An 18,856-nucleotide genomic window follows, 5' to 3' on the forward strand; every position below is an offset into this window, starting at 1 on the left:
AGACTGAATAATTAAAGCTCATAAAAAAGGCTTTCCAATTGTGGAAAGCCTTTTCATTATAATTAAAGTCTCGTTAGAATTTCCATCTTACAAAAGCTTCAATCGCCTCGTAATTTGCTAATCCTAATTGATCATAAAGTCCTGCAGTTTCGCTTGTACGATCTTCTGCACGTACCCAAAACTCACGTGGATCATCTCCTGGGAAAACAGGAAGATCTTTTTGTGATTGATGTTTAAAAATTGCTAAACGCTTGCGATAAACCTCCTGTGGAGACAATGGAACAGCCATTTCAATTTCATGAATTGGGTATTCATGCCAAGCACCACGGTATAACCACAACCAACAATCTTTCGTCCATTCATCAGTAGCTTTCAAGCGACTCAATGCTTCAAATATAATATTAAAACATATTTTATGTGTACCATGTGGATCCGCAAAATCTCCTGCAGCAAATACTTGATGCGGTTTTACCTTGCGCAATAACTCCATTGTTAGTTGGATATCATCTTCAAAAGAAACATCCTTCGCAAATTTTTGTCTATCGTAGAAAGGTAAATCTTGAAAATGAATATTCGTATCTGGTAAACCAACAAATCTTGCTCCCGCAATAGCTTCTCCTTTACGGATCAAAGCTTTTATTTTACGAACGATATCTGTATCGATTTGGTTTGGTTTTTTGTTATCAAAAATCTCACGACTCTCTTTGTATAATGCTGATATTTTTGATGAATCAATACCCATCTCATTTGCGAAATCTTCTGCAAATTCCAAATAACGGACAACATCATCATCCCAAACAGCTGTGTTACCACAAGTTTGATAAGCAACATGGACGTTGTGACCTTGATCTGCTAAACGAATGAAAGTACCTCCCATAGAGATTACATCATCATCTGGGTGCGGAGAGAAAACAATGGACGTTTTCTTTGCCGGACTAGCACGCTCAGGTCTTTGTGAATCATCAACATTGGGTTTACCTCCAGGCCACCCTGTAATGGTATGTTGCAATTCATTAAAAATCTGAATATTGATATTATAAGCTGGACCATTCTGGGTCACCAACTTAGCCATACCATGATTATTGTAATCCTCTTCTGTTAATTTTAATATTGGTTTCTTCACTTCCAAAGCCAACCAAACAACAGCCTTTTTAATTAAAATAGGTGTCCATTCGATATCTTCAGCCAACCAAGGCAAATCAAATCTTGTTAACAAAGAAGCAGAATCTGTATCTAAAATGAATTCAACATTTTCAGATAATTGTAAATAAGTAGCTGGGATCTCAGATGAAATCTTTCCTTCTACTGCTTTTTTAATAATTTCTGCTTTGTTTCCACTCCAAGCCATCAAGATAATTTCTCTCGCTTTGAAAATGGTACCAACTCCCATGGTAATTGCTTTACGTGGTACATTTTCTTTACCACCAAAATCGCGAGAAGCATCACGACGAGTTAAATCATCCAATGTGACAACACGTGTACCAGAGTTAGGTGCAGATCCTGGTTCATTAAAACCAATGTGACCTGTACGTCCAATTCCTAAAATTTGAATATCTAAACCACCTAAATCAGTAATTTTTTGTTCATAAGCTTCACATGCCTTATGAATTAAGTCTATTGCTAATGTTCCATCAGGAATATTAATATTTGATCGTTCAATATCGACATGATCAAATAAGTTTTTATTCATAAAGGTCACATAACTTTGTGCAGCATCTGGCTGCATGGGATAGTATTCATCCAAGTTAAATGTGATCACATTTTTAAAGCTTAAACCTTCCTCTTTATGCAAACGGATTAATTCAGCGTAAACTTTAACGGGTGTAGCACCAGTCGCAAGACCTAAAACTGCATTTTCGCCATTTTCTTGCTTTTTACGGATAATATCCGCAATACGCTTTGCAACAACTTTGGAAGCTGTACTTGGGTCAGGATACACACTTACAGGAACTTTCTCAAAGCGTGTTGCTTCCAATAAATTTAATCTAGCCATTATTAGAATATAGTATTGATAAGGTGAATTACAAATTTATAAAATATTGTAGCTTATCTATCATATTTTACAACTTTTTAACCCTTTTCTAATAAATATATAAATGCACACGTTTGTTATCAAACAAATTCTAAAAATTTTTTATATATTATTAAGTAAATCAACGGCTTGTACGAGTGTTTCCGCTTTTTTTGCAAAGCAAACTCTCAAAATATGTTGATTCAGATTTTCTGTATAGAAAGCAGAAATGGGGATTAACGCGATCTTCTTTTCAACGATCAATCGTTCCGCAAAAAGCAATTCAGGTTCATCCGAAATAGCAGCATAATCAATATTTAAAAAATAGGTTCCTTGACTCGGTAAAACAGTAAATTTTGAAGATTGGATTCCTTCAATCAAGTAATTTCTTTTTTCTTCAAAAAAGTCTCCTAAACTTAAATAGATTTCCGGGTTTTCCAGATATTCAGCTATAGCCATTTGTACAGCAGTATGTACACTGAATACAGTATATTGATGAATTTTTCTAAATTCCTTCGTTAATACCGGAGGGGCAATACAATACCCTACTTTCCATCCCGTAACATGTAACAATTTTCCGAAGGATGCAATAACAAAACTTCTTTCTCTTAAAATCGGATGTGCTAATAAAGAATAGGGTTGATGACCGTCAAATACGATATGCTCATAAACTTCATCACTCAATACAAATGTATGAGAAGAGGTTACTATTGCTGCCAAAGCATTAATATCCTCTTTTCCTAATCGTTTCCCTGTTGGATTATTGGGATTGTTAATGATGATTAATTTAGTTTTCTCGTTCACTAAACTTTTAACATATTCCCAGTCAATACTAAAGTCTGGAGCCAGCAGTGCCACAGGAACAACTCGACCACCAAACAGTTCAACTGTGGGTGCATAGCAATCATATGCTGGTTCAAAAATCAATACCTCATCTCCTTTTTCAACAACTGTCGCTATAGCTGTAAAAATAGCTTGCGTACCACCAGCTGTAACCGTAATTTCATCTTGTATATCCACACGCACCTGATGCGTATTCCAGACTTTCTCTGCTATTCTTTCCCGCAATGGCAATACCCCTGACATAAACGCATATTGATTAAACCCATCTTTCATATACCGATTTACTAATTCAATCAAATATGGGTCTGTCTCATAATCAGGAAAGCCTTGTGCTAGATTTAAAGCTCCATGCTGTTGCGCCAAAGCAGACATTTTACTGAAAATAGTTGTTCCCACATGAGGAAGCTTAGATTGCAAATTCATTATCTATAAAACTTAATTATTTGAATATATTAAACACCTTCAATCCAATCATGATACCGTCCTTTGTTACAGATCCCTGAAATGAGCGTACATAGTCGATCCGCAATCCTTTAAACTTACCAAAACCTATATTATCAAAACCTGCTGTAAGTTCATGATAAGGTTTCTCATGTGGAATTATCAAAGTATGATATCCGACTATTGTATGCCAATTCAACCTATTTAGAAGAGGGATTTTGTTCATGATAAATCCGTTAAAATTATGCTCTGCATGTAATTCAAAATAAGCATCATTGGTACTGTGTGTATAATAGGGTAGTAATAAGTAATTATTCAAATAATCATTGCTTGTACCGACGTGTGTTTGATTACCATTGAAATGTTGGTAATCTATAAATGAAATGCCTGACGAATTGAAAAACTTACCTCCTCTCAATTTAGCTGATAACAATCCTTTATTACCAAAATCAACACGTTGATCAACTTCAGCACTGACCGATTGATACGCGTATTTGCGCAAAGAGGCAGAAAAAGCCTGCACATAATTGATTGCTAAAGTAGGGTAAGATTTGTTTTCAACAAACATCCGCTCATCTGGTCGCTGAATGACCCTTCTACCAAAATTGAACTTTGATTGGATGCCCAATTTATAAATTGAATGGGGTTCAAATCCTTCCAAATTATCTTCCCTAAAACTAAGCGGATCATTGGATAAATAAGGCACATCTTTCTTAAAGAATGAATAATTGGTATTATTTATCAATGGTGACCGTTTATTATATTCCAACCATCCTGACAATTTTATAACATTCGTGACATTTCGTGAATAGGTTCCTTTGATGAAGGTCTTTTGATAGATCTTCATATAATTATCCTTGAAAAATAACGAGGAAATCATATTCACAAAACGGCTGATGGGTTCATTTTCATTAAACTGAGAAGCGATTTCCCCTCCAGTAATCTCTAAAAAATCATATGATTGTCTATTAAATAAATGCTGAATACTCCCTAATGTATATAATTTTTTATCTGCTAATCCATAATTAAACTGTAACCGCGCAGATGTAAGACTTCCTTTTTCATCTTCACCAATTTTTGCAGACAATCCCAAATTAAAATTCCATCCCTGAATAGTGTTAAAGCTTGTCTTTGTTAAATCTCGAATACCATTATAGTTCAAGACAATATGTTTCTTGGAATGACGAAATTCATAACCTGTGATCAGGTTCATTGGGGAGAATTTATTATGTTTATCATCGATTGAATCTAAATAATGTGCAGAATTTCTTATCTCCTGAATACTATCTTTTTTATGATAATCGTTGCGTTCAATCTCTGTAAGTGGTATGGGTCTATTATTTTTCCAATAAGTTGTATCTTTTTTATTTGCGTCAGCCTGTATAGTGGTTAGCACATTGGAAAATGTCTGTTCTTTGAAATGATCCACAAAATTATAATTAGAGAAATTATGTGTAAATCGACCTGAAAATTTTAAACCAAGTGCACCTGCGTCAAAATCTATTGTTTGGAGAGATTTAAACCATCGATTATCCAATTGACTATAATTGTATTGTTGGACCAGATGAAGCTTATCCATAATTGGCTTATTCATTTGAGTCCCAGTAATCATGAAATCGACAGCATAGATTTCCCAAGTATCTTCAACGATATAGATAAATCCTGATACGACAGGTTCTTGTACTCGCAAAGGAATTACTTTTATCTTATAAATCGTTTTTCCTGCGTTTACGAATCCACTCTCTTTAACAAATCTGTAGTAAGAGAAAGCAAAATTAGCCAAAGGTGAAACAAGTTTTGTTCCTAGATCAACTTGATTTTCATAAAAATCAAAATTTGCACCTATAGCTGTATTATAGCTGAATCCTTTATTATCACCGCTCACGTTAGAAGCAATAATCGTTTCGTTCAGTTTATTTGGTTTCTGAAATGCGAGTTTCGAGATCGTTTCTGAGAGATATAATATCCCAGATCCTGTAGAATCAAGCATAAACTCTTCTTGATCTACTTTCTGTCCCAGGATTTTCTTTGGCATATCTTTGACCTGAAAAAGACCTCTAGAATAAAAATCGGCAGTAAATTTGTCGTTTTTAGCTCCATTTAATGAGCGGTTTCTAATTGCCGCTTTTATGATGCGATTTGCAGGATCTTCTCGTTTAGCTCGAACGACAACTTCTGCCAGATTCTGAATTTCTGGTTCAAGCAGAATCTTTGCCATTTCAAAAGGTTGGGAATTAATATCGACAGTGATAACTTTTGTTTTATAACCAAGATTCTGAATGTTGATGCGCTGTTTTCCATTTTTAGAAATTCGCAATTCAAATCCTCCTTGGGGATTTGTAGCAGTAGCGATTGTTGTATTTTGAATAGAAACGGTAGCATAAGCAATAGGTTTACCATTCACATCCAAAACGGTTCCGCGAATCTGAGCAATCGCAGTTTGGTTTACCATCATCAATGTTGCAATTATAATAAAAAAAGTAACCTGCTTAAACTTGTTTATCATTGTCTAAATAATTCATTGTCTGTGACAAAAATATAAATAGACGGCAAGTATTCTTTATAAAATGTAAAATATAAAATAATTACACTAATTTAATCGACTAATTTTATAGATTTTAATAGATTTGTGCTTATTAAATGATAAAAGCTATGAATAAAATATTTTTATACCTTCTTTTCTGTCTACCTCTTTTAGCTACTGCTCAAAAGAAGGAACTAACGAAACAAGAATATATTGAGCGCGTTAAAGCAAATCGAGATTCCATCTCATCTCTGGTTGATTTAAGAAGGGTTGGTGGATATACTCCTGAATATACAGAATTGCAGAATTTGTATAATACACTAACTAAAAAGGTTAAAAAATCAAACGAAGGAAAAGAGTTTGCAACATATCTACAAACCTTGTCAACAGTCATGGTTGGTAAACAGGCTCCTGAGTTCTCTCAAAATGATACAACTGGAACTCCTGTAAAATTATCCGACTTTAAAGGTCAATATGTTTTATTAGATTTTTGGGCATCATGGTGTCCTGATTGTCGCGTAGAAAGTCCTGATTTAGTCAAGACTTATGCTATTTTTAAAGACAAAAATTTCGAGATTTTAGGAATTTCTTTTGATAAGGATAGGGCCTCTTGGATCAAAGCCATCCACGCAGATCAATTACATTGGAAACATGTGTCCGACTTGAAGCGCTGGCAAAATGATGTCGGAACGCTATATGGTGTAAAATCTATCCCACAAAATGTGCTCATTGATCCTACAGGAAAAATCATTGCTAGAAATCTACATGGTGAAGAGTTGAACAGTAAATTAAGGGAAGTCTTAAAATAGTTTGACAAACAAAACAGGAGCGATAATCGCTCCTGTTTTGTTTGCTTCTACACTATCCAAATAAAGCTCGAAAGACATCTTCAAGCGTTGCTACTGGACGAATAGCAATATTATATTTCTTTGCATCTAATCCCTTTGTATTAAATTTGGAAATAAAGATGCCATCAAAGCCTAATTTTTCAGCTTCAGCAATACGTTGTTCAATTCGGTTTACAGCACGAATCTCTCCTGAAAGACCTACTTCACCAGCAAATGTAATACTCGTTTTGACAGGAATGTCTTGTTGAGAGGAAATAAGAGCGACTATAACCGCCAAATCAATAGCGGGATCCTCTACGCGCAACCCTCCTGCAATATTTAAAAATACATCTTGTGCACTTAATCGAAAGCCAAAGCGTTTCTCTAAGACTGCCAGTAACATACTCAATCTTTTGGTATCAAACCCCGTAGAGGTACGTTGTGGGGTACCAAAAGCGGAATTACTGACCAAGGCTTGAACTTCAATCATCATGGGACGTGCACCTTCTAACATCGCTGCAATCGACACACCGCTTACAGGAGCATCCCGTTGTGAAATCATGATTTCAGATGGGTTAGAAACTTCCCTCAGCCCTGAACCTTGCATTTCATAGATCCCAAGTTCTGAAGCTGAGCCAAAGCGATTTTTGACCGCCCGTAAGATACGGTATACATGATGTCGATCTCCTTCAAACTGTAAAACCGTATCCACCATATGCTCCAATACTTTGGGCCCTGCGATAGAACCATCTTTGGTAATATGACCAACAATCAATACGGGTGTACTTGTTTCCTTTGCGAACCGCAACAGCTCTGCTGTACATTCTCGCACTTGAGATACCGAGCCTGGTGCCGATTCTATTTGAGAAGAATGCAACGTTTGTATCGAATCAATAACAATAACATTAGGCTCTACTGCTTCTATTTGCTTAAAAATATTTTGGGTAGACGTTTCTGTTAAGATATAACAGTTCGCATTGGATGATTGCGAGAGTCTTTCCGCTCGCATCTTAATCTGCTGTTCGCTTTCCTCTCCAGAGATATACAAGGTTTTCACCTTTGGAATCGACAATGCCAATTGTAACATCAGTGTCGATTTTCCTATTCCTGGTTCACCTCCTATTAACACCAATGAACCTGGAACAATCCCTCCTCCTAATACACGATTAAATTCTTGATCTGGGGTTAATATCCGTGATTCATCTTGGTACACGATTTCGTGAATAACCGCAGCTTTATTTGCGCGCTTAGGTGAAGAAGTTGCTGCTGTACTCCGCCATTCGGGAACTTTTGAACTTGACTTCTCAATGACTTCTTCTACAAAAGAATTCCATTGTTTACAAGAAGGGCATTGCCCTAACCATTTCGCAGATTCGAAGCCGCAACTTTGACAGAAATATGCTGATTTTGTCTTTGCCATTGTACGAAATTAACATTTTTTTAGCGGCTTCATGAGGTTATTAAAAATTCTTAATATATTTTGTAACAAGATCGAAGATCTGTCGACTTATCGTGCATGAATTTGGAACAAGAGTTTGTCATCCTTTTAGAAAAGAATCAAAATATTCTTCATAAAATCTGTAAGATATATACAGACCGAGAGGATGAGCGGAAAGATCTCTTTCAAGAAATAACCATTCAACTTTGGCACTCATACCCCAGATTCAAAGGAGAAGCCAAGTTCAGTACTTGGGCTTATCGGGTTGGTTTAAATACCGCAATTTCTCTTTTTAGAAGCAAAAAAAGGAAATTAAGTACTGTACCATGGAACCAAACGTTCGAAAAGATATCCTACGAAGAATATGATCATGAAAAAGAAGATCAGCTCAAGCATCTATATGAAGCAATATATCAATTAAATGATATTGAAAAAGCGCTTATATACCTTTACCTAGAGGATAAAGATTATTCGGAAATAGCAGAGACATTAGGGATTAATGAAGTAAATGCTCGCGTCAAAATGAACCGTACAAAAACAAAGTTGAAAGAGATTTTAAAAAAGAAAGGAGCGTTGTAATGGATGAGTTAGATCAATTTAAAAGGCAATGGAAAGAAGATGAAGCTTTTAAAAAAGTAAATCAATCTGATATTAAGGGGATGCTACAAAAGAGCTCGACTTCGATTGTAAAATGGATTTTTATCATCTGCTGCTTAGAGCTTTCGATCGGCATTATTCTTTCTATCATCCTGCCTTATGAAAAAGAAGAATTTCTTATTTTCGAAATTCTCACCTGGGTTTATGAAATACTTTCCGCTGGAGCTGTTCTCTACTTTGCTTACATTTTTTATACACTTTTAAATAACATAAAAAATACCCAGAACACGAAATCGTTAATGGAAAATATTTTAGCTGTCCGAAAAAATGCCAATCACTATATCAAATTTAATTTATGGTGCGTACATTATACGATTGTCCTTTCAATTATACATAAAATCACGATGGAGGTTTATGAAACCCATAACTGGTTAATGGCATTCCTTATTTTTATTTTGGGTATCTTTCTTTATATCGTATTTGGATACATTTTTATAAAAATAATAAAAGGCTATTATTACTTAATCTACGGCTTATTACTCAAAAAACTCAATACTAACTACGAAGAATTGACGCGTTTAGAACAAGAATAATTGCATAAATGATCCTGTATTTTTACCTTTACAACCCATGAAGCAGTTTATATTATTTTCGTTTTTATTTATTAATTTTCTAGCCATCTTATTTTTTTATATTGATAAGCGAAGGGCTACAAAGGGTAATTATAGAATATCAGAAAAGACATTACTCACTTTATGTGCTGTAGGGGGTTCTGTGGGAGGATTTATTGCCATGCAATTATTTAGACATAAAACACAAAAGAGAAGCTTTTTACTTCCCTTTTATCTTATCGTCTCCTTACAAATAGCAATAGGTATCTATATAGGTGCTAAATACAATAACCTCATCTAATTTTCATTTTCTTTCAGAATGCGCAAAAAGTTTAAGCCCATTATTTTCGCTATATCTTCCTTCTTATAGCCCCTATTCAACAAAGATTTTGTTAAATTTGGAAGTTTACTGACATCTTCTAATCCTTGAGGGGCAGATTCGATCCCATCATAATCAGAGCCTATGGCTACATGATCAATACCGATCTTTTTCACCAAGTAATCGATATGATCTAACAGATGAGACATGGGCACATCGGCCTCATGTTTGTATTCTTTCGTTAGCTCTTCATATTGACTGGAAGCAGAAAGCGTATAATCTCCTTTATTTCCAAACTGTTTTCGGTAAAGCTTTTTGACACGTTTTTCATAGTTTTTATCGAGGAATCCCGAGTAAAAATTAACGCCAACAACTCCACCATTCTTTTTCAAAGCAACAAGTTGGGCATCTTTCAAATTACGAAAATGAGGGGTTAAATGATAAGCGTTACTATGAGAAACCAAAACAGGTTTAGTTGTTGTCTCCATGACATCGTAAAAAGTTTTTTCTCCTGCATGAGACAGATCAACCATCATACCCAATGCATTCATCTTTCTAATAATATCTTTTCCTAATGCTGACAAACCTTTTCCTTCATTAGATTTTGTTTTTGATTCTATTGCTGCAGAAGTTACCCAAGGAAGATCATAATTCCATGTTAAGGTCAAATACCGAGCACCTCGATTATAAAGGACTTCCAAATTAGCAATACTACTCTCAATCATATTTCCACCTTCAATACCAATCACCGCAGCAATTTTCCCTTGCTTTGTAATCTGATCTATTTCGGCACTATTCTTCGCCAATTGAATTCTTTCAGGATTCTTCGCGAGAACTTTTTCTAAAGCATCTATTTGATCATTCGCATGTTGAAAAGCTCCTGTTTTCCATTTCTTATCATCAGACCAGACAGCAAAAACTTGCACATCAACGCCTCCTTCCTTCAATCGAGGTATATCTGTATGATTAACATCCAGACGATTACTAATATCCTTTCCTTTTAGTATAGAATTAACGATCACATCATTATGCCCATCAACAACTTTCAGTTCTCGATGGAGTGATTTATACTCTTGTGCCTTGGTCATCCCTATTCCAGATAATAATATGATTATTCCGAATGTTAAAACATCTTTTCCCATTATCGCTATTTTTTACTTTCCGCTATCGTCTCGTAAATTGCATCCTGAATGCGACTACGGATATTCAGATCCAACAGCTTTGTGGATACTTGGGGATGAACACGATTCGACAAAAAGATATATACCAATTGATTTTGCGGATCAATCCAAATGCATGTACCCGTATAACCTGTGTGTCCAAAAACAGAGGAGTTCGCTAATTTTGAAGGATACTCTTTTTTAAGATCAGAGTCCCAGCGATCAAAACCTAAACCTCTACGACTGATCGTCGATTGTCTTGAAGTGAACTTGTCTACGGTTTCACTTTTAAAAAACCGTTCTCCCCCATACTCTCCTCTATTTAACAGTAATTGTCCATAAATGGCTAAATCATTCGCGCTAGCAAATAACCCGGCATGACCCGCAACCCCTCCTGCCATCGCAGCTCCCTGATCATGTACATAACCTTGCAGTAAGACTTTTCGAAATGAGGTATCGTTTTCCGTTGGGATAATCATTTCTTTAGCAAAACGTTCTCGAGGATTGTATCCTGCTGTTTTCATTCCTAATGGACGATAGAAATTTTCTTGCACATAATCTTGCATAGGTTCTCCAGTCTGATGTTCGGCGACCTCTTTCATCACATACATGCTGATATCACTATACACATAATTTCCAATGGGTTTTACCTCTGATTTTAACATCTCAGGCCACATGACATCTCGATAATAGTGATTAACCAAATAAGCGCTATCGGCTACTTTTACGTTATGTGTTGACGAATAGTAACGCTGTACATCTCCTGGTTTTAAATATTTATAAAATGGAATAAAAGGTGTAAATCCGGCCTCATGTAACATCACACTGCGCAACGGAATATCTTTTTTATTCGTTGATTTTGCTAACCAAAGATATGCCCCAATCGGTTTATTGAGATCAACGATTCCTTGTTCTGTCAATCGCATAATAACAGGAGTCGTACCCACTATTTTACTGACTGAAGCCATATCAAAAATATTATTAATTGTTGTCGGTACCTTTTTTGCGTACGTATGGTAACCATAACCCTTTTCGAAGATTACTTGACCATTTTTGACAACCATCACTACTGCACCTGGAGTTGCCTCCTTTGCAATTGCTTCTTCAGCGATGGCGTCAATACGTTTTGTTAATTTCTCAATATTAATATCAGCGTTCTTACCTTGGCTATATTGAATGCGGGTTTGGTTCGTGACCTCCCCCATGCCTTTTATATAACTATTGGAATACGTTTTTGTAAGTTTATTAACTGCTGAAAGTCCTCCAAAAATAGTCATCGCTGCATTTTTCTGCGTTTCAATAGTAGCATGCTCATTCCATAAGACAGGACTTTTCAATCCATCCAAAAGTGACAGTGCTTCTCCTTTCCCAAAAATTGCTAGAATGACCTTTTTATTATTCAACATCGCTTGTTGCAGTTGCGTAACAAATCCAGCGGTCAGCTCTTCAGACTTCATCGCTACAATAACGACATTACTATACTTGATGTGTTCATCAAAATTGTCAAAACCAGCATAATTAACAGATCCATAACGCGATAACTGTTCCTTAAAAGCACCAAACAAACTTGAGTCCTGCATAGAAACCGTTATTGTATACTGATCCAATTTTCCTAATGGAAGTTGTCCATCGACATTATTGAAAAGAACTGTCTCATTTTTAATCGCCGATTTGTATTGCGCTTTTAATGGGGTTATTGTTAATGAACTTATTGCGAAAAGCCCAACTATTAAAAATTTTATTTTACTTTTTATCATGTGTTTTAGAATAGGTCTACTAAGTAAATGTACAAATAAAAGATATATAATCATGCACAAAAACGCATCAGTAATATTACATTTAATAATCCTATATTTGGTTTATGCCCGAAGTTTTAGAAAATAGAACAATTTTTTCATTACTGGAAGTAACACGTAGCATTCAAAAAACTATTGCTGAGCGTTATAAAAACTTGTATTGGATCAAAGCTGAGATGAATAAATTGAATCATTATTCTCATTCAGGACATTGTTATCCAGAATTGGTCGAAAAAAAAGAGGGCAAAATAGTCGCTGAAATTCGATCTATTCTCTGGAAAGCAGACTATCAAAGAATCAATAATCATTTTCTAAAAATTGCTCAGGAACCTCTTAGAGAAGGAATTACCATGCTTTTCCAAGCAAGTATCTCTTACGACCCTATGTATGGCCTGAGTTTAAGAATTGTCGATATAGATCCTACTTTTACTTTAGGGGAACTTGAAAAAGAGAAATTACAAAGTATCCATGCGCTGAAGGAAGAAGGGGTTTTTGATGCAAATAAAAGCCTTCCCTTTCCGACATTACCGAAGCGATTGGCCATTATCTCGGTTGAAACAAGTAAAGGATTATCCGATTTTTATAAAATCATCAATCAAAATCCTTGGGGATATAAGATCGAACATACACTTTATCCAGCCTTATTACAAGGAGATAAATCTGTTCCCTCTATTATCAAACAGTTGTCCGTTATTGCAGAAAGATGCTCATCTTACGATGCGGTTGCTATTATCCGCGGCGGAGGTGGAGAGGTTGGTTTGTCAAGCTATAACAATTATTTATTAGCCAAAGCAATCGCTATATTTCCTTTACCTGTGCTAACTGGTATTGGGCATTCTACCAATCTAACCGTGAGTGAAATGGTCGCGTATAAAAATGCCATCACGCCAAGTGAATTAGCCGATTTCTTAATTCAGAAATTTCATAATTTCGCCATCCCTTTGGATCAGTTAACAAATAGGATCTTACAACAGAGCCAAGTAATTTTCAAAACGGAAAATGAAAAATTAAAATCCTTCACTTCGGAAATTAAATGGTCTTCCCAGCAAGCTATTCAACAGGCAAAAGTTGAACTATCTGCTTTTGAAAAAGATTTAAAAATGAACCTCTCTTATATCTTTCGTCAACAACAGACCTCACTGGACCATATTGAAAAATTGATTCAACTTGCAGATCCTATTCAACTGTTGAAAAAAGGGTTTTCGATGACTAAAGTAAATGGAGAATTACTTGTCTCGATCCATCAGATAAAAGAAGATGATATAATAACAACCCAGGTCTGGGATGGAGAAATTATTAGTATTGCGCAAAAAATAACTAACAATGGAAAATAATTATACCTATACAGAAGCTTTTCGAGAATTAGAACAAATCGTTCAAGATATTGAGTCTGGAAACACAAATATTGATATCCTTACAGAGAAGATTAAAAGAGCCTCTCTTTTAATTCAAATATGCAGAGCTCAACTTACTTCTACAGAAGAGGAGGTCAATCAATTATTACAAAATCTAGCACCAATACAACCGGAAGAAGAATAGTTCATCACATTCAACAAATAAGAATTTGTCTTTGTTTTTATGTCACAGGCAATAGCGCTACATAGCATACCGCTTATTACCATCAAAATATACTTAAGAGACTGTTTGTGTACTCAAGCTCTTTAATGAGATAAATAACGAACTGGTGATTGGATAGAAACTAATAAAAACTTGTTGTGTTAAGAAGAAATTTATAAAGGGCAGGCTATACTTAACTCTTAGTCTGAAACATAAAAAGTTAGTTTTCGCAAACTAACTTTTTATAAAATATAATATCTTTTAAAACATAGGGACTTCAATCAAAAGAATCTTTGCATCTTGAGTTGCTTCAATAGCAATTTCATCAATTTCATAAACACCAATAGCATCTCGACGTTTTAGTGTCTCACCAGCAATATTAATTTCACCTTCAAGCAAGAAAACGTACACGCCCTTACCTTCTCCATGCAATTGGTAGTTGATCGTTTTATGCTCTTCCAAATCAGCAAGATTAAAATAAGCATCTTGTTGGATCAATACCGCATCAGTATCTTCTTTTTTAGGAGAAACTATCGTTGCGAATTTATTCTTGCGGTCTAATGCCAAATATGATTTTTGATCATAGCTAGGGGTGAGTTGTCTTTCATTTGGAACTATCCAAATCTGTAGAAACTTAACTGGGTTTTCTTTACTTCCATTGAATTCGGAATGTTGAACCCCAGTTCCTGCAGACATAATTTGTACATCTCCAGTTTCGATAGCCTTACTGGTCCCCATACTATCTTGATGCTCCAACACACCTTCCAAAGGTATACTAACAATCTCCATGTTATCATGCGGATGTCGACCAAAACCATTTCCTGCCTCGACGAAATCATCATTCAAAACACGTAAAGCTCCAAAGTTGATTTTTTTCGGATCATGGTATTGTCCAAAACTGAATGAGTGTGCACTTTTCAACCATCCAAAGTCAACGTGTCCACGATTTTCTGCTTTATGAATTATCTTTTGCATCTATTTATATTTTATAGTACATGTTTGAACATTCAATATGTATACCAATCTTAAAATCAGATAAAAAAACTCAGAAAGCATGACATAATGACAAAAAATAGTTCTAAATTTAATTTAAAACTATTTGCTAACCTGTTAATTAGCCCATTTATTTCAATTTATGAGGAGCTACCGCCTGGATCAACGCTCTAGCTAAAACACGATTAGGATCAATTAAGGTCATACCATTGTGATCACTTTCTGGAATGGCTAGCGGTAATTCTGTACATGCCAATACAACAACTTCTGCTCCCTCTTTTTTTAACTCATCCATAGCAGCATGCAAATCCAGACGAGCCTTATTTGTTATAGGCAACGATTGTCCCTTAATGCCATATTCAGGATCATAAATAGCAGCATAAACACGTTCTTGCCATTCATCAGAAGATTCAACCACTTCAAAACCTTCTTTTAATAGCAGATCTCGATATAGTCCTTCATTCCGAACGCCAAAATCAGACAAAATACCAACTTTTGAATTTGGAAACGATCTTTTAATAAAAGAAACGGTTTCTTTTATTAAGTTTAAAATTTTGATCTTTTGGTTCGTCCGAATCAATTCCTGTTCAAAAACAGAAAAAATAGGTTCTGCATGTGCTGTGTTACAGGGAATCGCGGCAACCGTCGCTCCTGCTGCTTCCAATTGTCGTGCTACTTGAGCCAATGCCAAAGCTGGGTTAACAGTTGAATTTCCCAATAAATATTGGGTACGTCCACCAATCAGATTGGGAAAGGAAAATAACAAAACAGGCAAATGTTCCTGATCTGTCGCAGCAACTGTTTCTGTAATAATCTTTTTATAAATATCCAATCCTGCTCGAGGACTAACTCCACCAATAATACCTATCATAATATTCTCCTTTCTAATCTAATTATACTTGCTCAACCACTATTGATTATTGTCTAAAATAATTTATTAAATGTGTCTCTGTATCCATTACCTGATCTGAATGATTAAACGAATACTTTTCCAGATTTTGGAAAAATGATAAGAAAAGCGCTAGATCCAAGATTTAACTAATGAAGTACTAAGCAATACTCTTTTTTCTTTCTTAGGATACGCAAACCAAGTGCCAAAGGAATGATAGATTCAAGAATGAGATTTGTCCATAGAGGTGATTACTACCCAAGTATACACAAGAAAATAGTAATTTGAAAAGTCTTTTAAAACGAATTGTAAACCAAATTACGCGAATTGTAAATGACTTTTGTACTTAAATTGTGTAAACCTATTTTTATTTAAAATTTAAAACTGGCTTTACGCAACTTTTGATAGATCTTCCAAACAGATAGACCATATGATTAAATTAATTCCAAAAGCACATAAACAACCCTTATTAAGTGCAATTGCAAAAGGAGATTTTGACAGTATAAAAAATATTATTGAACAAAACAAAATTGACATAAACGCTTATGATGATTATTCTTATTCGCCAATTTTAATGGAAGTTCTTACGCCTTATGGGATAAAGAACGAAGACGATCGTTTAAAAATACTCCGCTACTTTCTTGAGAAGGGAGCTGATCCAAATTTGAATTGTAAATCCGGATACAATTGTCTGCATATTGCTGTACAACAAGAAAAGTTAGTGAAGGCATTAGACCTTTTTTTAGATTTTGGTGGAGATGTAAATTCCGCAGATAGTAATGGAGGAACTGTTGCCTATTGGGCCATTCAGAGTTTTCCGTGGAGAACAGCGGGTGAACAAAGACAAGTGCATTTAAAGGTTCTCGAAAAAATATTTATGTTGGGTGCGGATCTTGATCATAAGAACAAATTTGGTGTGACACCAAGAAAATGGTTAGAACGTTCTAGTGAAGATGTACAGCAACTTGCTGAAAAATGCGAAAGACTAAAGCCTGTATATAAATCCATCAATACAGATCATCCCGAATTTCCAACAAATTATACATATCCTGATATTGTCAAGCATATTCGTAAAAATTTAATTCCATTAAGAGGTGAAGCAGAAACAATAGCAGGAGAAATGCTTCGTGGGTTAGATATTTTACAAGACGAAGCCTATAGAAATGGTAATGTGAATTATTCAAAAACACATAAGGCTTTTGCACAATTTATTTTAGATAATCTGGCGGCATCAACAAAGACAAATAGCAACGAAACTGAAAAAATAACAAAAGCTGTTAAACAATTGATGAACTCCAAAAGACCCTATTTAGAGGACGACGTTTACAATTATTTGACTGACCAAATATGTCTGTTTCACAAAAAAGAGAATAATGACGAATCTGAAACTAACACTAAAAAATGGTGGAAGTTTTGGCAATAAAGCTAGACAAAAAAGATATGCAATCAATCACAAAAAAAATCCTTTATGCAGTAGTTCTCGAATCCTTTGGTACGCTGCTTACTTTTTTTGTTCTTTATAGTTTGTTTTTCAATGTTCAAGAAATAATTATGTTTTTGGGTATCCTTTGGTTCCCAGGAATAATTGCTGTTATCGCTATGCTTGCAACCGGTTACACATTGGGAGAATTTTTAAGTACATCTCTTAAACCTCGTTATACATTAACTTCCGGAATTATTATCCTATTTGTACTCTTATTAATAGGTATTGTCGTGGGTGTACTCGCTTTTAATTTAAGTAATGAAGGAGACAAAATAACAAGAATGGAAAGCTGGATGGCAGTAATCTTAGTCTTTCTTTTATTTGGAGGTATACCAACACTGATCGTAGGAATAGTATTGGGCAAGAAGCTGAAACCACTCCATACAGATAATTTAAAATAGCTGGTCGTACTAACAATAGCTGGTCGAAAATGATATATTCTTTATTTTAATTCGTATTAAAAATATACTATAAATGATGAAATTTTTTTTTAGCATTAATAACTTCTTTACTTTTTTCTTCAATTCTGTATTGTCAAGAGAGCAACGTTGAGAAGTTCAAAAATCATTTAAATAAATTCTATGCAGAATTAGAGATAGATTACAATAAAGAGTATAATCCAGAAGAAATCTTTGCTTATCATCAAAATATTCTATCTTCTCCACATTACATCTCTCCTAAGTTTGCAATTTTATTATTTAGCAAACAATCAAATCAATTTCAGTATATAAAAAATACATTTTACTATAACAATATCCCGATAAGCTTATTTGAAGAGCTTGAAGTGATAAAGAACAAGCTTCCAGAAAAAAAACTCGTAGCTGATACATCCAGTGTTTTGAGTTTAGCAGATGGTGTATATCTCAATTTCATAGACTATAAAGACAAAAAATACCTTGTAAATATTGCTATCAATCTTGATTTACTTTACAATCATAAAGATAATGATTTCGGTATATTTTTATATGATGGATTTCCCTTGAATGGTGCTTGGTATGAGGATAAATCATTTAGCACCTTACTCGAGAAACTCAACAATCATATTACAAATAAATTTTCCCGCCAAAGAAGTTATACCTATAGTACCATGTTTGAAAAACTAGAATTAAAAGACCCTAGTTTTTTGGAGAATTATTTTGCGGATAAAGAGAAGTTCAGAAGAACTAAAAAGAAAGTGATTAAAAATATGGTGATTATGAGTGCAAACCATATCACATTAACAAATCAACTTACCTATGATGGAATTGATCCTCAGTATAGACCAATGACTCCACCAGGTAGAAATTAAAACTTCTGTAAAGTTTATATAACCTACGGTTTCCAGTATTGTCGCTTTTAACTGTAAGAAAACACCTTAGTCTTTATAT

The 18,856-nt window shown here is 34.8% G+C and carries 17 protein-coding genes; 9 read left to right on the forward strand and 8 right to left on the reverse strand.

Annotated elements, in window-relative coordinates; genetic code table 11:
• Positions 1-73 precede the first annotated feature (73 nt).
• From nagB to LZQ00_RS15485, 3 genes are all read right to left on the reverse strand, one after another.
• Positions 74-1,993, reverse strand: a complete 1,920-nt coding sequence (nagB, locus tag LZQ00_RS15475) for a glucosamine-6-phosphate deaminase (RefSeq protein ID WP_234510167.1) — start codon at positions 1,991-1,993, stop codon at positions 74-76.
• A gap of 141 nt (positions 1,994-2,134) precedes the next feature.
• Positions 2,135-3,277, reverse strand: a complete 1,143-nt coding sequence (locus LZQ00_RS15480) for a methionine aminotransferase (RefSeq protein WP_234510168.1) — start codon at positions 3,275-3,277, stop codon at positions 2,135-2,137.
• Between the two features lie 16 nt (positions 3,278-3,293).
• Positions 3,294-5,747, reverse strand: a complete 2,454-nt coding sequence (locus tag LZQ00_RS15485; RefSeq protein WP_234510169.1) for a DUF5686 and carboxypeptidase regulatory-like domain-containing protein — start codon at positions 5,745-5,747, stop codon at positions 3,294-3,296.
• A gap of 200 nt (positions 5,748-5,947) precedes the next feature.
• On the opposite strand from LZQ00_RS15485, the gene LZQ00_RS15490 reads away from it, so the two are divergent.
• A complete protein-coding gene (locus LZQ00_RS15490; protein WP_234510170.1) occupies positions 5,948-6,628 on the forward strand; it encodes a peroxiredoxin family protein in 681 nt (226 codons plus the stop codon).
• Positions 6,629-6,680: 52 nt separating this feature from the next.
• On the opposite strand, the gene radA is transcribed toward LZQ00_RS15490, so the two are convergent.
• Complete coding sequence (gene radA / locus LZQ00_RS15495; protein ID WP_234510171.1) at positions 6,681-8,066, reverse strand: DNA repair protein RadA; 1,386 nt, start codon at positions 8,064-8,066, stop codon at positions 6,681-6,683.
• 96 nt (positions 8,067-8,162) lie between these two features.
• Between radA and LZQ00_RS15500 the strand changes: the two genes are divergently transcribed.
• The 3 genes from LZQ00_RS15500 to LZQ00_RS15510 are packed head-to-tail and all read left to right on the forward strand — an operon-like array spanning position 8,163 to position 9,593.
• A complete protein-coding gene (locus tag LZQ00_RS15500) occupies positions 8,163-8,663 on the forward strand; it encodes an RNA polymerase sigma factor (protein ID WP_234510172.1) in 501 nt (166 codons plus the stop codon).
• Positions 8,663-9,274, forward strand: coding sequence for a hypothetical protein (locus LZQ00_RS15505; protein ID WP_234510173.1), 612 nt, complete (start codon positions 8,663-8,665; stop codon positions 9,272-9,274). The genes LZQ00_RS15500 and LZQ00_RS15505 overlap by 1 nt, the downstream gene beginning before the upstream one ends.
• A 37-nt stretch (positions 9,275-9,311) precedes the next feature.
• Positions 9,312-9,593, forward strand: a complete 282-nt coding sequence (locus LZQ00_RS15510) for a DUF1294 domain-containing protein (RefSeq protein WP_234510174.1) — start codon at positions 9,312-9,314, stop codon at positions 9,591-9,593.
• On the opposite strand, the gene LZQ00_RS15515 is transcribed toward LZQ00_RS15510, so the two are convergent.
• Positions 9,590-10,753 (reverse strand): dipeptidase, encoded by a 1,164-nt coding sequence (locus tag LZQ00_RS15515; RefSeq protein ID WP_234510175.1) that lies wholly within the window; start codon positions 10,751-10,753, stop codon positions 9,590-9,592. The genes LZQ00_RS15510 and LZQ00_RS15515 overlap by 4 nt on opposite strands.
• 5 nt (positions 10,754-10,758) lie before the next feature.
• Positions 10,759-12,528, reverse strand: a complete 1,770-nt coding sequence (locus LZQ00_RS15520; protein WP_234510176.1) for a serine hydrolase domain-containing protein — start codon at positions 12,526-12,528, stop codon at positions 10,759-10,761.
• Between the two features lie 104 nt (positions 12,529-12,632).
• Here LZQ00_RS15520 and xseA point away from each other — a divergent pair, with 104 nt between their 5' ends.
• The gene (xseA, locus tag LZQ00_RS15525) at positions 12,633-13,901 is read left to right on the forward strand and encodes an exodeoxyribonuclease VII large subunit (RefSeq protein WP_234510177.1); all 1,269 of its coding nucleotides are present in this window, start codon (positions 12,633-12,635) and stop codon (positions 13,899-13,901) included.
• A complete protein-coding gene (gene xseB, locus LZQ00_RS15530; protein ID WP_234510178.1) occupies positions 13,891-14,106 on the forward strand; it encodes an exodeoxyribonuclease VII small subunit in 216 nt (71 codons plus the stop codon). Before xseA ends, xseB begins: the two co-directional genes overlap by 11 nt.
• A 279-nt stretch (positions 14,107-14,385) precedes the next feature.
• Here the strand turns inward: xseB and LZQ00_RS15535 are convergent, their stop codons facing one another.
• Positions 14,386-15,099, reverse strand: a complete 714-nt coding sequence (locus tag LZQ00_RS15535; protein ID WP_234510179.1) for a pirin family protein — start codon at positions 15,097-15,099, stop codon at positions 14,386-14,388.
• 148 nt (positions 15,100-15,247) lie between these two features.
• Positions 15,248-15,988, reverse strand: coding sequence for an aspartate/glutamate racemase family protein (locus LZQ00_RS15540; protein ID WP_234510180.1), 741 nt, complete (start codon positions 15,986-15,988; stop codon positions 15,248-15,250).
• Between the two features lie 448 nt (positions 15,989-16,436).
• On the opposite strand from LZQ00_RS15540, the gene LZQ00_RS15545 reads away from it, so the two are divergent.
• From LZQ00_RS15545 to LZQ00_RS15555, 3 genes are all read left to right on the forward strand, one after another.
• Positions 16,437-17,429 carry an ankyrin repeat domain-containing protein gene (locus LZQ00_RS15545; protein WP_234510181.1) on the forward strand — a complete coding sequence of 331 codons (993 nt, stop codon included), beginning with the start codon at positions 16,437-16,439 and terminating at the stop codon, positions 17,427-17,429.
• Positions 17,430-17,446: 17 nt separating this feature from the next.
• Positions 17,447-17,890 (forward strand): hypothetical protein, encoded by a 444-nt coding sequence (locus LZQ00_RS15550; RefSeq protein WP_234510182.1) that lies wholly within the window; start codon positions 17,447-17,449, stop codon positions 17,888-17,890.
• Positions 17,891-18,273: 383 nt separating this feature from the next.
• On the forward strand, positions 18,274-18,777 hold the full coding sequence (locus LZQ00_RS15555; RefSeq protein WP_234510183.1) for a hypothetical protein: 504 nt from the start codon (positions 18,274-18,276) through the stop codon (positions 18,775-18,777).
• Positions 18,778-18,856 lie beyond the last annotated feature (79 nt).

The organism is Sphingobacterium sp. SRCM116780, from assembly GCF_021442025.1.
Taxonomy (GTDB): domain Bacteria; phylum Bacteroidota; class Bacteroidia; order Sphingobacteriales; family Sphingobacteriaceae; genus Sphingobacterium.

Coding starts and splice junctions, on each gene's coding strand:
- nagB (WP_234510167.1), bottom strand. CDS start 1,993: ATGGCTAGATTAAATTTATTGGAAGCAACACGCTTTGAGAAAGTTCCT.
- LZQ00_RS15480 (WP_234510168.1), bottom strand. CDS start 3,277: ATGAATTTGCAATCTAAGCTTCCTCATGTGGGAACAACTATTTTCAGT.
- LZQ00_RS15485 (WP_234510169.1), bottom strand. CDS start 5,747: ATGGTAAACCAAACTGCGATTGCTCAGATTCGCGGAACCGTTTTGGAT.
- LZQ00_RS15490 (WP_234510170.1), top strand. CDS start 5,948: ATGAATAAAATATTTTTATACCTTCTTTTCTGTCTACCTCTTTTAGCT.
- radA (WP_234510171.1), bottom strand. CDS start 8,066: ATGGCAAAGACAAAATCAGCATATTTCTGTCAAAGTTGCGGCTTCGAA.
- LZQ00_RS15500 (WP_234510172.1), top strand. CDS start 8,163: ATGAATTTGGAACAAGAGTTTGTCATCCTTTTAGAAAAGAATCAAAAT.
- LZQ00_RS15505 (WP_234510173.1), top strand. CDS start 8,663: ATGGATGAGTTAGATCAATTTAAAAGGCAATGGAAAGAAGATGAAGCT.
- LZQ00_RS15510 (WP_234510174.1), top strand. CDS start 9,312: ATGAAGCAGTTTATATTATTTTCGTTTTTATTTATTAATTTTCTAGCC.
- LZQ00_RS15515 (WP_234510175.1), bottom strand. CDS start 10,753: ATGGGAAAAGATGTTTTAACATTCGGAATAATCATATTATTATCTGGA.
- LZQ00_RS15520 (WP_234510176.1), bottom strand. CDS start 12,528: ATGATAAAAAGTAAAATAAAATTTTTAATAGTTGGGCTTTTCGCAATA.
- xseA (WP_234510177.1), top strand. CDS start 12,633: ATGCCCGAAGTTTTAGAAAATAGAACAATTTTTTCATTACTGGAAGTA.
- xseB (WP_234510178.1), top strand. CDS start 13,891: ATGGAAAATAATTATACCTATACAGAAGCTTTTCGAGAATTAGAACAA.
- LZQ00_RS15535 (WP_234510179.1), bottom strand. CDS start 15,099: ATGCAAAAGATAATTCATAAAGCAGAAAATCGTGGACACGTTGACTTT.
- LZQ00_RS15540 (WP_234510180.1), bottom strand. CDS start 15,988: ATGATAGGTATTATTGGTGGAGTTAGTCCTCGAGCAGGATTGGATATT.
- LZQ00_RS15545 (WP_234510181.1), top strand. CDS start 16,437: ATGATTAAATTAATTCCAAAAGCACATAAACAACCCTTATTAAGTGCA.
- LZQ00_RS15550 (WP_234510182.1), top strand. CDS start 17,447: ATGCAATCAATCACAAAAAAAATCCTTTATGCAGTAGTTCTCGAATCC.